Origin of the sequence: Methanothermobacter sp., assembly GCF_049720995.1 — an archaeon.
Classification (GTDB): Archaea; Methanobacteriota; Methanobacteria; order Methanobacteriales; family Methanothermobacteraceae; genus Methanothermobacter.
In genome coordinates, this window is record NZ_JBNASF010000002.1 from 43758 (window position 1) to 56288 (window position 12531).

Genomic DNA, 12531 nt, shown 5'->3' on the forward strand with positions numbered 1-12531 from the left:
ATATGTATGTTGTTATAATGGGCGGGGGTAGAGTTGGTTTAACACTTGCAAACCTCCTTATATCAGATGGAAATGATGTAACTCTCATAGAAAATGATGAAACGCTCTGTGCCAATGCTGCAGTTGAACTGGACGCCCTTGTGATCTGCGGTAACGGTACAGACATAAAGACCCTCGAGGAGGCCAACATAAACAACGCAGATGTCTTTGTTGCGGCCACTGGAAATGATGAGGCCAACCTCCTAAGCTGCATACTTGTGAGGGAGTACAATATACCAAAGATCATAGCAAGGGTCAGCAACCCGGACCATGAGGATGCCTTCAAGAAGGTTGGCATAGATCACGTTATAAGCCCGGAGAGGACCGCTGCAGGTTACCTTGAGAAGCTGATAACAAGGCCAAAGGTGGCTGACCTCATCGTCCTTGGACATGGGGATGCCGAGATCCTTGATATGGAGATAAAGAGCAGCAAAATTGTTGGGAAGAAGGTCAAGGATGTTTCTCCAACTGAAAAGTACATCATTGTGGCCATATACAGCAACGGGGACCTGATCATACCCCAGCCAGACATGGTCCTTGAGAGGGGAGCCAAGATATCTGTGCTTGTGAAGACAGAAGCTGTGAATGAGGTTACAAAAAAATTCACAGGATAACCACTCTCACTATTTTTAATTTCATCGCTTACTGAAATTTCATTTCCCACAGATCTCTAAAGCCCGATCCAGTATAGCCAGTAGAGAAGTGTGATATGAGGGGTGAATGAATGGTTAAATGTTACTTCATGGCTGGCTTCATAACTGGACTGCTCACAGGTATTGGTACGTACCCTGAGAGCTGGATTTCATATGACACCCAGACACCCGTGGTGAAGGTGAAGATTACCCTGAGCCGTTGAATGGAACGGCCATTATATCAGGCAAAAAGCTGTTCTCAGCCCAAACTATCAGATTTGGAGGAAAACCCATTATTCTTTCTAAAGGCGAGAAGAGTATGGGTTGATGGAGCAATATTCAGGAAATGAATTTGAAACAGAACAGTACCCCGTACTCAGTGTATCTCCAGGGCCCGGTTATTTGCTTGTTAGATATGGTGCGGAAAGCCCCTTAAAAGGAGGGGATCATGTGAGAGTTTACGGGAGTCATTTCTATCCTGCAATGGATAGAATCACTGAATCAGAACCAGAAATTTGCCAGGAAAAAAGCCGTTTACATGCAGAAATGGAAATAACATTTAGCCTGAATCCCTGGATCCAGACCATTTTTACCCTATTCCCAGGAAGGTGGCTGCCAGTTCCACATGCATTGAACCGTTATCAACCCATGGGCCGTGGCCAGGGAACAGTTGCTCAATGTCGAGTTTCATCAGTTTTTTAATGGACCCTTCGAGTTCATTGATGTCCCCACCAACATCAACCCGACCGAATCCCCCATCAGCGAAAACCGTGTCCCCCGAGATGAGGGATCTGCCATCATACAGGCATATGCATCCAGGTGTGTGGCCGGGTGTGTGGATAACCTCAAAGTCGCCTATGAAGTCCCCATCCCCTAGTTCAACAGTCACTTCCATTGGCTCCATGGATGCCGAGAACATGTAGGCAACCGTTTTAGTGTCGTCCCCCTCCCTGAGTGCTTCTGCATCAAGACTATGAATTGCTATATCTGCATCGAAGAGCCTGTTTCCACCGGTATGGTCAAAGTGGCAGTGGGTGTTCACTATATGTTTTATGCTGTTGGGCTCAACACCGGCCCCCCTTATCCTCTTCATGAGGTTATCGGGGTTCATTCCTGTCCCTGCATCAACCACCGTGTCTCCAAGGATGTATATGTTAGAATCAAAGAGTGTTCCTTCAATCGCTATTAGATTATCGAATTTCTGTATCATGAAAGCGCCTCAGAAAAAGGGAGTGATGGGGTCACTGGGATTTGAACCCAGATCCTAGGATTTCTCTTGTCTCAGTACTCCAATCGGTCATCATACTGTAGTCAGAGCGCGCATTTTCTTCAAAGACAACTGGAGTCCCAGATGATAGCCTGGTTACACCATGACCCCATTTGATAGAAATTTTGAAGCCAAGGGTGAGATTTGAACTCACGTGTAATGGATCTGCAGTCCACCGCTTCGCCACTAAGCTACCTTGGCATAGAGTAACTAATATCAGAATTAGTATTTAAAGTTTGCGGTCCCCTCACCTGAGTCGGGTCTGCCTTTCACGGCCGGTTATCTCATGTATATCTCTGCCCCTCTCAAGGGCAATATCAAGGTCAAGCCTGTAATTTTCCGATGGTGTCATCTCAAGGTCGTCTGGTGAAAGGAAGATCCAGTCCCTGTACCTGAATTTCACCCCGATATATGGTTCTGCGCCGAATATCTCCGAAAACTCCAGAAGTCCGTTTATCTTCCTGGAATCAATGTATATGCGCTCACCTGATGTCATCTTAACCTCAATTGCAAGGTATATCTCTCCGTTCCCTGCAATGATATCCGGGAGGGGTTTCTTTGTGGCCCCACCAGATGCAGGTGCCCTCATGGCCGCAAAATCCTTTTCCCAGAGGAGTTTCACAAGGTCCCTCTCTCCCCGCGATCCATCCCTAACCATGAAGACACCCCAAGACCCTCGATTCTCCCTTTCCAGAGACACTGAATAACAAAATACTAAATAACACTCTCTATTCTCCTTGCCCTGAAGGTCCCATTTCCACTGTCACTGAGCCAGTCAATGAGAGCATCCTTTACAATTACATTCTGGTCATGGAGATAAATGTCAACTGTCAAACCCGACCTGTTGAACCTCTCATCAGATGGCATGAACCGTATGAACGTCCCGGTAAAGTGGTACCTTGTTTTAAGGAACCACTGTGTCAGGTAGATGCCCTCCATGGTTCCTATTTCCTCGCCCTCCTGAATCACAGTAGCCCTGAAGGAGGTGCAGGTCCTTTCAATACGTATCATGCAATCAGCCGTGGTTTTCTGAGGTGCTTTACCGGTATCCTCAGCCGGTACTGAAAATCTTCATCATAACCCAATAAATAATTTTCCATGAAGGGATCAGTGATTTTTCAGTGGTCTGAGCTGGTGGTCCAATAAACCGTGCCCCGGGTGCCCGAATTTTATAGATTTCTCCAGAAGTTGATAATTTTCAGATGATGAAAAGGTGATTGATGAGAATGGGGCCGGGGCCGAGATTTGAACCCGAGTCGCGGGATCCACAGTCCCGAAGGATAACCACCTACCCCACCCCGGCAGTTGAATTCTATCACAGTGCGGGGGCAGGGATTCGAACCCTGGTAGGCCTACGCCAACAGGTCCTAAGCCTGTCCCCTTTGGCCAGCTCGGGCACCCCCGCAATCCTAAAAGAGGAAAAAGATGAAACAATTAATGGGTTTTTGATGCTCCGGCCGGGATTTGAACCCGAGTCTTCGGCTCGAAAGGCCGAAATGATTGGCCGGACTACACTACCGGAGCCTCTGATTACCGATTAAGTGGGCCCAATGGGATTCGAACCCATGGCCGCCCGGTTATGAGCCGGGCGCTCTACCTGGCTAAGCTATGGGCCCCTGACGCCGCCGACAGGGCTCGAACCTGTGACCAATCGGTTAACAGCCGAACGCTCTACCTACTGAGCTACGGCGGCACCTGCCAAGTACAAGTCCTTGCTTGCAACAAACCAGTGGTTTGTGGTGCACATCCCAAGGCGTACAATTAGATTTATACCCATCATATATAAAGTTTTCGGTTTAGCTGTGGTTCTGCAGACAGCCCACGAGGATGGTGATCATATGCTGAACAGTGCTGATGTGGCAGCTGCCATCACAAAGGCCACCAACACAATCATCAGTGACTGGGACTTTCTCCTGGAGGATGAAAGCACATAGATTACAGATACAATGAGGGCTGCCATAGAACCCATGAATCCAAATATTCTGCCAAGGATCACCATGAGGATCACAAGCACCAGTGCACCGCGCAGGGCGGTATCCCACTCAAACCCATCCTCTCTTGCATCACTGAATTCTTTCCTCTGAAGATCCCTTTTAACTGGGGTTTCCCTGAAATCTCCAGATATGAACCTGGATTTAAGTGGTTTTTCCTCAAGGAGGGTTCCGCAGTTCCTGCAGAACCTTGAGCCCTCCCTGTTTCTTTCACCACAGCTTGGGCAGTAAACCATATCCATCAGCCTCAATGTATCAACATCAAAGCTTATCTCAACGAAAGTTTATAAAGGTATTCTGCAGAGCAGAGAGTGTCAGATATGAATGTCATAGAATCACTGAAGGAAATGGATATACTCAAATTGATGAACAAGGCCAGCGAAATTACCCTTAAACATCATGGTGATGTCATAACACTGGAAAGGGCAGTTTTTCTATCGTGGTGGTGTGAAAGGGGGGACTGTGCCTTCTGCTATATGAGCACACAGAAGCCGCGTATAAGGGAACCATCAAAGGCCAGGAGAAACATCAACGCCATACTGGCAGAGGCCGAAATATGCAGGAGGCTGGGGTGGAACATAGAGTTCCTCTCAGGTGGCTATGGTTCATTCTCGCCCCAGGAGATAAAGGGGATCGCAGAGAGGATAATGGATATAACGGGATCCCCGGTATGGCTGAACACAGGGATAACCACCGATCTTGAAATATACGGTGATGAGGTGGCGGGTGTAACAGGGGCCCTTGAGGTTGCAAACCCTGACCTTCAGAGGAAACTGTGCCCCAGCAAACCCCGGGAGGACATAGCTGAGATGCTTGAGGCAGCCAGGGACCTGGGATTCAGAACGGGCATCACCATAATACTGGGACTCGGTGAGACACCCGATGACCTCAGATACCTCTTCGAATTTATAGGGGATCTTGAAATAGACCGTGTAACCTTCTATGCCCTCAACCCCCATGAGGGGACAGTATTTGAGAATCAACCCCAGCCCGCCACCCTTTATTATGCGGGAACAGTTGCCGCCACAAGGATAGAGTTCCCTGACCTGGAGATCATCACAGGGACCTGGATGGATAACCTTGGAAGCATAGGTCCCCTTGTCCTCAGCGGGGCCAATGGCATAACCAAATTCCCCCTTTTCAAGATGTTCGGAACCTCCTACGGAAAGCGTGTTGAAGAGGAGGTTAAGTGGGCCGGGAGGAGACTTGCAGGTACATTCACAGATGTGGATAGGCTAAGAAGGGGCCGGTCCTACCCTGAAATTGATCCCTTCATAGAGAGGTATGTTAACGGATGTCTGAAAAATCTTAAATTGCTTTAAGTTGATGATAATAATATAATCCAATATGCTTCCATCACGTTGAATCATGTTACCATGAAAAAGGAGGAATAACCATTAAGATGAAATGTGGTCTTGAAATTCATGTTCAGCTTGACACCAGATCAAAGCTATTCTGCAGATGCCCTACAGACTACCAGGACGCCCCCCCAAACACAAATATATGCCCGGTGTGCCTCAACCAGCCAGGGGCCAAACCACATCCACCAAACAGAAGCGCCCTTGAGGGGGCTCTGAAGATCGCCCTGATGCTTGACTGCAGGATAAACCCTGAGATCACATATTTCATGCGTAAGCACTACAACTACCCAGACCTTCCATCAGGTTACCAGAGGACATCCATACCCGTTGGGCTCGAAGGGGAGCTCAACGGCGTCAGGATAAGGGAGGTGCACATAGAGGAGGACCCCGGCCAGTATAAACCTGACCACGGTGTGGTTGACTTCAACAGGTCAGGCATCCCCCTAATCGAAATTGTTACAGAGCCAGACATGAGGTCACCTGAGGAGGCCAGGAACTTCCTCAGGGAACTCATAAGGGTGCTGGAGTACAGCGGCTGTGCCCGTGGGGAGGGCACGATGAGGGCCGACGTCAACATATCCCTTGAGGGGGGCCGTAGGGTTGAGATAAAGAACATAAACTCAATAAAGGGAGCCTACAGGGCCCTTAAGTTTGAGATGGTGAGGCAAAAGAACCTCCTCAAGAGGGGTGTTGAGGTTAAACAGGAAACACGTGCATTTCTTGAATCCCAGATGATAACCGTCTCCATGAGGCTCAAGGAGGAGGCAGAGGACTACAGATACATACCTGATCCCGATCTCCCCCCAATGCACTTTGGGGATGGACTGGTGGATGGTATCCGGGACGGAATACCGGAGGCACCTCACCTCAAGGTGAAGCGCTTCATGGAGGAATATGGTTTAAGGGAGGAGGATGCAAGGGTGCTGACCTCAGAACTGGAACTTGCAGATGCCTTTGAGGATGTTGCAGCATCAATAGACCCTGAGTTCGCGGCTCTCTGGATGAGGGACGAACTCAAGAGGGTGCTCTACTACAACAAGGTGAGCTTTGCAGAAAGCGGTATAACCCCCCAGAATATTGTGGAACTCCTTGAGATGATACAGAAGAAGGAGGTAACCACCAAGGCCGCCAAAAAGATCATAGAGGAGATGCCATTCAACACCAGGAGCCCCCGGGAGATAGCCGCCGAAATGGGGCTCATAGGAATCATAGATGAAGCCCGGGTTATAGAGGCGGTTGAGCAGGCCATAAGGGAAAACCCCGGGGCAGTTCAGGATTACCATGATGGCAAGGAGGCTGCCATAAACTTCCTGGTGGGGCAGGTGATGAAAATTACCCGCGGAAAGGCAGAGCCTGAACGCACAGTTGAACTGATAAAGGAAAGGATCTGAGGTGCATGGCCAAGAACGTCCTGGATCTTCTTATGTGGCATCCTAAATGGGATATTAAAAGGTGCAGGATAAGTTACATCCACAGGGGGGCCCAGAGGAACCTCAAAACAGTTCAGGGATCAGATATTGAAAGACTCGAAAGGGGCTTCCTTGTGCTGAGTAACGGTGCGTCGATACCCTACCACCGTGTGGTTAAAATAGTCTGCGATAACAGTTTCATCTGGAAAAAACAGAAGAAGGGATAGAATGAGCAACAAGGCACTTGTAAAGGACTACATGACCCGGGACGTTATAACGGTCTCCTCAGACACATCAACCGCTGAGATCATCAAGCTCATGAAGGAAACAGGTCATGATGGTTTTCCGGTCAAGGATAACGGTACCGTGATCGGGATGGTGACCGCCTTTGACCTCCTCATAAAGCCATGGGTCAAAAAGGTATCAGAGATCATGTCAAGGGATGTGGTGGTTGCAGACCAGGATATGTCCCTCAATGACGCTGCAAGGGTCATGTTCAGGATGGGGATCTCAAGACTGCCTGTCATAGATAAGGAAGGTAAACTTGTGGGTATAATAACAAACACCGACATCGTGAGATCCCATATCGAACGTTCCACCCCCATGAAGGTTAACTACTTCAAGAAGACCCTTGAACAGCTCTATGATGTTAAACCTGAGGTTAAACGGATGAAGGTACCCATCGAAAAGCTGCGGCCCACCCAGAGCAAGGTATACGCTGATGAACTCCAGGGCAGAACCTATGAAATTAAAAGGGGCCTTGCGGAGCCCACCATCGTTGTAAAGACGGGTGACAGATACGTACTGGTCGACGGTCACCACAGGACCCTTGCATCCTACCGGCTGGGCTACCATGAGATAGACTCATATGTCATCGATATTAAGAAGGACATGAAGCTGGGTATGGAGAAGACCGCGGACCTCAACGGTGTTTATACCCTGGAAGACATTGAGGTTATAGACGACGCCCAGCACCCCCTGATTGCGATAACAACCAGCATGAGAAAGGCTATGGCAGGTAAGAAGAATGGTGGATGAGGGAATTTTAAGGGAAATCTACGCTGTACTTGAGGAGCGGCGCGATAAGCCGGTGGACTCCTACACGTCCAGACTCATGAGGGATGATGAGAAACGGGCAGAGGATAAGATACTTGAGAAAATCGGTGAGGAGGCTGCGGAGGTGATCATAGCCTCAAAGAACAATGAGGGCCTCGTGGAGGAGTCTGCTGACCTGATATTCCACACACTTGTACTCCTTGTATACAAGGGGATTCCATTTGAAAGCCTGCTTGAGGAGTTCGCTGCAAGAAGAAAATAGCTGATAACTGCAGGTAACTCAGTGAAGTGGTAGTTCCATCTGCTGGAATCTTCTTTTCAAAATTCTTATCTCCTTTTCACCTTTCAATCTGAATCCAAACCTGCTGTAAAGATTCAGGGCAGGAGTATTTGTGGGTGAAACATCCAGTGTAAGTCTATCAAGACCTCTGTCCTCTGCAATCATCTGAGCCTCCTGCAGGAGCCTGAAACCAACACCCTGCCCCCTTGCTTCAGGTGCAACTGCAAGGGATGCTATGTAGAGGTCACCATCCTCAACCCTCTGGGTGCTCAGGGAGTCAATGAGGTCCATCATGATGACCCTCAGGGAATCACCGGGTCCCAGCTTCCTGATTAAATCAAGAACTCCAGATTTACTGTTATCAATTTCATAGGCCAGCACACCGAGGATCTCTCCTTCACTGGATGCTACTATTATTCTCTCAGGATCCCAGCAGACACCATTCCTTAGAAGTTTTTCCAGGGCCACCTCAGGATTTTTGAAAAAGAGGTCAAAGAGTTGCCTGTCAGTCTCATAGATCAGCCTCCCTGCAGTCTCCAGGAAGCGGGGTTCGAATCTGACAATATCCATGGTGCCATCTTCATTGAATCGTTTATTGACCTCGACAGGGTACTCCATATTTATGAAATAATAAAAACATGGTTTTTGTGAAAAAATGGGGGTGGTTAAAAAATTAATTACTGCTCTGCGTCGAGCATTTCGCCGTATTCAATCTCTATCTGGCAGCCCTTGGGGCCACAGCAGAAGTGCTGAAGATCAAAGTTCACAAGCATGATTTCACCTCTCAAACTTCTTTACTATAATAAAGTAACTTAAAGTATTTAAATTATGTACTTACATAAAATACATATACACACATAAAGTATACTGGATCACATGGTTGATACCATGAATGATGACGAGTACATATGCTCTGTTGAGGCCGCCATTAACGAGATAGGGGGTAAATGGAAGTCCCTTGTCCTCTGTTCCCTCAAGGATGGTAAGCTCCGCTTCAGTGAGATAAACAGGAAGATACCCAGGATAACCCAGAGGATGCTCACCAAGACCCTCCGTGAACTTGAGGCAAACGGCCTCATAAGGAGGGTGGTCTACCCGGAGGTGCCCCCAAGGGTTGAGTACTGTCTCACTGAAAAGGGGAAGTCAGTCATACCTATCCTGGACGAACTATGTGAATGGGGTAAAAGGTACGGTACACACGAAAAATGATCAATCACCTTCAAAGGCCCTCAGTATTTTAACCGCAAGTACAGCGGCCCCGAAGCCGTTATCTATATTGACAACCCCTATCCCCGGGGAACACGACTGTAGCATGGAATTGAGTGCTGCAAAACCGCCCTCACCCACCCCATAACCAACTGATGCTGGAACACCTATAACCGGGACATCAACAAGTCCCGCAACCACAGAGGGAAGTGCCCCCTCCATGCCAGCCACCACTATGAGCACCTTAACACCTGATTCCAGCATTTCCTGCAGTGGTTCCAGAAGCCGGTGGATGCCGGCAACCCCAACATCATATGCAGTGAGAACCTCACAGCCAGATTCCTCTGCAACCACCCTCGCCTCCTCTGCAACGGGTATGTCTGATGTCCCTGCAGAAAGTACGCCGATCATCCCCAGCCTTTCAGGTTCCCCTGACCTGACAGCAAGCACACCTGCCGATTCATGGTAATAAGCTGTGTAGTCATCTCCAAGATCCAGTCCATCCATGACCCTTTCAGCCCTTTCAGGTGGGAGCCTTGTTACAATAACGTCCCCGACAGTTCTTATAATGTTAATTATATCCTCATCACTCTTACCAGGTGCAAATACAGCCTCAGGGAACCCTGTCCTTCTCTCACGCAGTATATCAAACCTTACCCTATCACCCAGTTTAATCTGGGCCGATTCAATCGCCCTTTCTGCCTCTTCAACCGAGATTTCACCCCTGAGGAGTTCCCTTAAAATCGATCTCACTGACATCACTATCTAATTTATAAGTTCATGAATATAATCTTAGCATGATGCACCACCATCATCTGTGAAAATCCTTCATGAATATAATCTTAGCATGATGCACCACCATCATCTGTGAAAATCCTTAAAGGAGATAGAATGTACCGTGCCCAGCTCACTGTTGAGGGAATAGTGCAGGGTGTTGGCTTCAGGCCAGCTGTATACAGGCTTGCACATGAACTTGGACTTACAGGATACGTCAGGAACATGGGAAACCAGGTTGAAATTGTCCTTGAAGGAGGTGAAGATAGAATAAAAAAATTCATCGAGAGGCTCAAGGCAGAAAAACCTCCCATTTCAAGGATAAACCGGATAAAGAATGAGATGACCTCCATTGACAGTCCTTCATTCAGCGATTTCACTATAAGGGAGAGCTCATCAGAGTCATCAGGGACGTCTGTGATACCCGCAGACGTTGCAACCTGCAGCAGGTGCCTTGAGGAGATAATGGATAAGGATAACAGGCGTTACCTCTACCCATTCACCGCATGCACAGACTGCGGGCCCAGGTTCACCGTGATTGAATCCATCCCCTATGACCGTGAGAGGACAAGTATGCGTGAATTTCCCCTCTGCAGCTCCTGCATGGAGGAGTACCTCAACCCCCTTGACAGGAGGTACCACGCAGAGGCAACATGCTGCCCGGTATGCGGGCCCAGACCATTCATATGGCGTGAAGATGTTATTGAAACAGATAACCCCCTGAAAATGGCTGCAGAACTTCTTGATGAGGGTAAAATACTCGCAGTTAAGGGTATAGGGGGCACTCACCTGGTCTGCCGGGCAGACTATGAGGATTCAGTGACGGAACTCCGATCCAGGCTTGGAAGGCCCAGCCAGCCATTCGCCTGCATGTCCCCTGATGTTTCCTCAGTGAAGGTCTATGCATGCATGTCTGAAGCAGAGGAGAAGGCCTTAACCTCCCGGAGAAGGCCAATAGTTGTTCTGAATAAAAACAGTGACTACCCCCTCGCCCCATCAGTTGCACCGGGCCTCCACAACATAGGAGTCATGTTACCCTACTCTGGAATGCACCATGTCCTCTTCGGATACACCGAGGCCCCGGCCTATGTTATGACCTCAGCCAATAAACCAGGCGACCCCATGTTCATAAGGAACAGTGAGATAACCAGTGGACTTGAGGGTATAGCCGATTACTTCCTTCTCCATGACCGTAAAATCATAAACCGCTGTGATGACTCTGTTGTCCGTTTCAGGGGTGGTGATATGGCCTTCATAAGGAGGTCGAGGGGGTACGCACCTGAACCCTATGACCTGACGCATATATCAGAGGATCTATCAGCCCTCTGCCTTGGACCGGAGCTTGATGTCACCTTCTCTGTGCTTAATGGAGGGCAGTGCTATGTATCACAGCACATAGGTAACACCTCAAGGTATGACACCCTCCTCTTCCTCAAGGAGGCGGTGAATTACCTCATGGGCATAACAGGCACAGAATCCGTGGACGTCATAGCCTGTGATCTCCACCCCCAGTTCCTGACAACGTCCTATGCAGAGGAGCTTTCTGAGAGGTTCTCTTCGGACATCCTGAGGGTCCAGCACCACCATGCCCATGCCCTGGCACTCATGCTCGATAATGGTGTCGATGAATGCATTTGTATAGCCGCAGATGGTGTTGGCTACGGTGCAGATGGTACATCGTGGGGTGGTGAGATTCTCCACTGCCACGGTCCTGAATATTCAAGGGTTGGGAGCCTCATGTCCCAGAAGATGCCTGGAGGTGACCTTGCAACAAGGTATCCTGCAAGGATGCTGCTCTCAATGCTTCTGGACCGCTATGATGGGGACATCCGTGAAGTTTTCATTGAAAGGTACCTTGATTACTTCCCCCACGGAGAAAGGGAGATCGATGTCGTATTAAGGCAGATGGAAACCGGACTCAACACAGGCATGAGCAGCAGCACCGGCAGAGTCCTTGACTCAATTTCAGCAGCCCTCAGAATCTGCGGAAGGAGAACCTATGAGGGGGAATGTGCCATGAAACTTGAATCGGCTGCCTTCAGAGCTAGAGGAAAACTCAGAATACCCTCCAGAATTCTGAGGAGTGAAGGGAGGTACATCCTTGATACATCAGCTATACTCCTAGATGTGATGGATCTTCTGGAATCCGGTGAGAACAGGACAGAGATAGCCCATGCAGCCCAGCAAGCCGTTGCAGAGGGACTTGCAGAGATGGCGGTCCTTGCAGCTGAAGATCTTGGAGTTGAGGTTATAGGGGGAACCGGCGGTGTTTTCTACAATGAGGCCATAAGCCTTGCGGTGAGGGATCACGTTACAGAGAGGGGTTACAGTTTCATTCAGCACAGAGATTCATGTGCAGGTGATGGTTCAGTGTCCCTTGGGCAGGCTGTTGCAGCTGCACTCGAATACAGTGGATAATCACGTTCCCCCATTCTGGTGCCATAACTGAAATCTGATATTTCAGGAACCTATCAGAGGACCCCAAATGATATTGCTGAAACCTCCCAGAACTGAGA

Annotated in this window: 15 protein-coding genes and 7 tRNA genes; 9 read left to right on the forward strand and 13 right to left on the reverse strand. The window is 48.8% G+C overall.

The window, feature by feature from the left end; all coding sequences use genetic code 11:
* Nucleotides 1-2 precede the first annotated feature (2 nt).
* Nucleotides 3-653 (forward strand): potassium channel family protein, encoded by a 651-nt coding sequence (locus tag ACPLJI_RS01035; protein ID WP_013296441.1) that lies wholly within the window; start codon nucleotides 3-5, stop codon nucleotides 651-653.
* Nucleotides 654-763: 110 nt separating this feature from the next.
* Nucleotides 764-895, forward strand: a complete 132-nt coding sequence (locus ACPLJI_RS01040) for a hypothetical protein (RefSeq protein WP_424730567.1) — start codon at nucleotides 764-766, stop codon at nucleotides 893-895.
* 365 nt (nucleotides 896-1260) lie between these two features.
* On the opposite strand, the gene ACPLJI_RS01045 is transcribed toward ACPLJI_RS01040, so the two are convergent.
* From ACPLJI_RS01045 to ACPLJI_RS01095, 11 genes are all read right to left on the reverse strand, one after another.
* Complete coding sequence (locus tag ACPLJI_RS01045) at nucleotides 1261-1881, reverse strand: MBL fold metallo-hydrolase (protein ID WP_424730566.1); 621 nt, start codon at nucleotides 1879-1881, stop codon at nucleotides 1261-1263.
* Nucleotides 1882-1907: 26 nt separating this feature from the next.
* A tRNA-Trp gene (locus tag ACPLJI_RS01050) sits at nucleotides 1908-2049 on the reverse strand.
* An 18-nt stretch (nucleotides 2050-2067) separates the two neighbouring features.
* Nucleotides 2068-2139 (reverse strand) — tRNA-Cys (locus tag ACPLJI_RS01055).
* A gap of 46 nt (nucleotides 2140-2185) precedes the next feature.
* Nucleotides 2186-2596 carry a Holliday junction resolvase Hjc gene (hjc, locus tag ACPLJI_RS01060; protein WP_424730565.1) on the reverse strand — a complete coding sequence of 137 codons (411 nt, stop codon included), beginning with the start codon at nucleotides 2594-2596 and terminating at the stop codon, nucleotides 2186-2188.
* Nucleotides 2597-2652: 56 nt separating this feature from the next.
* A complete protein-coding gene (locus ACPLJI_RS01065) occupies nucleotides 2653-2949 on the reverse strand; it encodes a hypothetical protein (RefSeq protein ID WP_424730564.1) in 297 nt (98 codons plus the stop codon).
* A gap of 216 nt (nucleotides 2950-3165) precedes the next feature.
* A tRNA-His gene (locus ACPLJI_RS01070) sits at nucleotides 3166-3241 on the reverse strand.
* 18 nt (nucleotides 3242-3259) lie between these two features.
* Nucleotides 3260-3343 (reverse strand) — tRNA-Leu (locus ACPLJI_RS01075).
* 44 nt (nucleotides 3344-3387) lie between these two features.
* Nucleotides 3388-3462, reverse strand: a tRNA-Glu gene (locus ACPLJI_RS01080).
* An 18-nt stretch (nucleotides 3463-3480) separates the two neighbouring features.
* Nucleotides 3481-3554, reverse strand: a tRNA-Ile gene (locus ACPLJI_RS01085).
* 4 nt (nucleotides 3555-3558) lie between these two features.
* Nucleotides 3559-3631, reverse strand: a tRNA-Asn gene (locus tag ACPLJI_RS01090).
* A 141-nt stretch (nucleotides 3632-3772) separates the two neighbouring features.
* A complete protein-coding gene (locus tag ACPLJI_RS01095) occupies nucleotides 3773-4171 on the reverse strand; it encodes a zinc ribbon domain-containing protein (protein WP_424730609.1) in 399 nt (132 codons plus the stop codon).
* 78 nt (nucleotides 4172-4249) lie between these two features.
* Here ACPLJI_RS01095 and ACPLJI_RS01100 point away from each other — a divergent pair, with 78 nt between their 5' ends.
* From ACPLJI_RS01100 to hisE, 5 genes are all read left to right on the forward strand, one after another.
* Nucleotides 4250-5251, forward strand: coding sequence for a radical SAM protein (locus ACPLJI_RS01100; RefSeq protein WP_424730563.1), 1002 nt, complete (start codon nucleotides 4250-4252; stop codon nucleotides 5249-5251).
* An 80-nt stretch (nucleotides 5252-5331) separates the two neighbouring features.
* Nucleotides 5332-6681, forward strand: a complete 1350-nt coding sequence (gene gatB, locus ACPLJI_RS01105) for an Asp-tRNA(Asn)/Glu-tRNA(Gln) amidotransferase subunit GatB (protein ID WP_424730562.1) — start codon at nucleotides 5332-5334, stop codon at nucleotides 6679-6681.
* Nucleotides 6682-6686: 5 nt separating this feature from the next.
* On the forward strand, nucleotides 6687-6926 hold the full coding sequence (locus ACPLJI_RS01110; protein ID WP_013296449.1) for a DUF504 domain-containing protein: 240 nt from the start codon (nucleotides 6687-6689) through the stop codon (nucleotides 6924-6926).
* A gap of 1 nt (nucleotide 6927) precedes the next feature.
* Nucleotides 6928-7737 (forward strand): CBS domain-containing ParB/RepB/Spo0J family partition protein, encoded by an 810-nt coding sequence (locus ACPLJI_RS01115; protein ID WP_424730561.1) that lies wholly within the window; start codon nucleotides 6928-6930, stop codon nucleotides 7735-7737.
* Entirely contained in the window at nucleotides 7727-8017 is a 291-nt protein-coding gene (gene hisE / locus ACPLJI_RS01120; protein WP_424730560.1) for a phosphoribosyl-ATP diphosphatase, read from the forward strand. The genes ACPLJI_RS01115 and hisE overlap by 11 nt, the downstream gene beginning before the upstream one ends.
* 18 nt (nucleotides 8018-8035) lie before the next feature.
* Here hisE and ACPLJI_RS01125 read toward each other — a convergent pair whose 3' ends face one another.
* Nucleotides 8036-8605 carry a GNAT family N-acetyltransferase gene (locus ACPLJI_RS01125; RefSeq protein WP_424730559.1) on the reverse strand — a complete coding sequence of 190 codons (570 nt, stop codon included), beginning with the start codon at nucleotides 8603-8605 and terminating at the stop codon, nucleotides 8036-8038.
* A gap of 318 nt (nucleotides 8606-8923) precedes the next feature.
* Here ACPLJI_RS01125 and ACPLJI_RS01130 point away from each other — a divergent pair, with 318 nt between their 5' ends.
* Nucleotides 8924-9244: a winged helix-turn-helix transcriptional regulator gene (locus tag ACPLJI_RS01130; protein ID WP_424730558.1), complete on the forward strand. Its 321-nt coding sequence runs from the start codon at nucleotides 8924-8926 to the stop codon at nucleotides 9242-9244.
* Here the strand turns inward: ACPLJI_RS01130 and larB are convergent, their stop codons facing one another.
* A complete protein-coding gene (larB, locus tag ACPLJI_RS01135; RefSeq protein WP_424730608.1) occupies nucleotides 9245-9994 on the reverse strand; it encodes a nickel pincer cofactor biosynthesis protein LarB in 750 nt (249 codons plus the stop codon). It lies immediately after the preceding gene.
* 138 nt (nucleotides 9995-10132) lie between these two features.
* On the opposite strand from larB, the gene hypF reads away from it, so the two are divergent.
* Entirely contained in the window at nucleotides 10133-12433 is a 2301-nt protein-coding gene (hypF, locus tag ACPLJI_RS01140; protein ID WP_424730557.1) for a carbamoyltransferase HypF, read from the forward strand.
* The last annotated feature ends 98 nt before the right edge of the window (nucleotides 12434-12531 follow it).

Bases quoted from the DNA above. Each gene is read 5' to 3' on its own strand.
- ACPLJI_RS01035 (WP_013296441.1), top strand. From the start codon at position 3: ATGTATGTTGTTATAATGGGCGGGGGTAGAGTTGGTTTAACACTTGCA.
- ACPLJI_RS01040 (WP_424730567.1), top strand. From the start codon at position 764: ATGGTTAAATGTTACTTCATGGCTGGCTTCATAACTGGACTGCTCACA.
- ACPLJI_RS01045 (WP_424730566.1), bottom strand. From the start codon at position 1,881: ATGATACAGAAATTCGATAATCTAATAGCGATTGAAGGAACACTCTTT.
- hjc (WP_424730565.1), bottom strand. From the start codon at position 2,596: ATGGTTAGGGATGGATCGCGGGGAGAGAGGGACCTTGTGAAACTCCTC.
- ACPLJI_RS01065 (WP_424730564.1), bottom strand. From the start codon at position 2,949: ATGATACGTATTGAAAGGACCTGCACCTCCTTCAGGGCTACTGTGATT.
- ACPLJI_RS01095 (WP_424730609.1), bottom strand. From the start codon at position 4,171: ATGGATATGGTTTACTGCCCAAGCTGTGGTGAAAGAAACAGGGAGGGC.
- ACPLJI_RS01100 (WP_424730563.1), top strand. From the start codon at position 4,250: ATGAATGTCATAGAATCACTGAAGGAAATGGATATACTCAAATTGATG.
- gatB (WP_424730562.1), top strand. From the start codon at position 5,332: ATGAAATGTGGTCTTGAAATTCATGTTCAGCTTGACACCAGATCAAAG.
- ACPLJI_RS01110 (WP_013296449.1), top strand. From the start codon at position 6,687: ATGGCCAAGAACGTCCTGGATCTTCTTATGTGGCATCCTAAATGGGAT.
- ACPLJI_RS01115 (WP_424730561.1), top strand. From the start codon at position 6,928: ATGAGCAACAAGGCACTTGTAAAGGACTACATGACCCGGGACGTTATA.
- hisE (WP_424730560.1), top strand. From the start codon at position 7,727: ATGGTGGATGAGGGAATTTTAAGGGAAATCTACGCTGTACTTGAGGAG.
- ACPLJI_RS01125 (WP_424730559.1), bottom strand. From the start codon at position 8,605: ATGGATATTGTCAGATTCGAACCCCGCTTCCTGGAGACTGCAGGGAGG.
- ACPLJI_RS01130 (WP_424730558.1), top strand. From the start codon at position 8,924: ATGAATGATGACGAGTACATATGCTCTGTTGAGGCCGCCATTAACGAG.
- hypF (WP_424730557.1), top strand. From the start codon at position 10,133: ATGTACCGTGCCCAGCTCACTGTTGAGGGAATAGTGCAGGGTGTTGGC.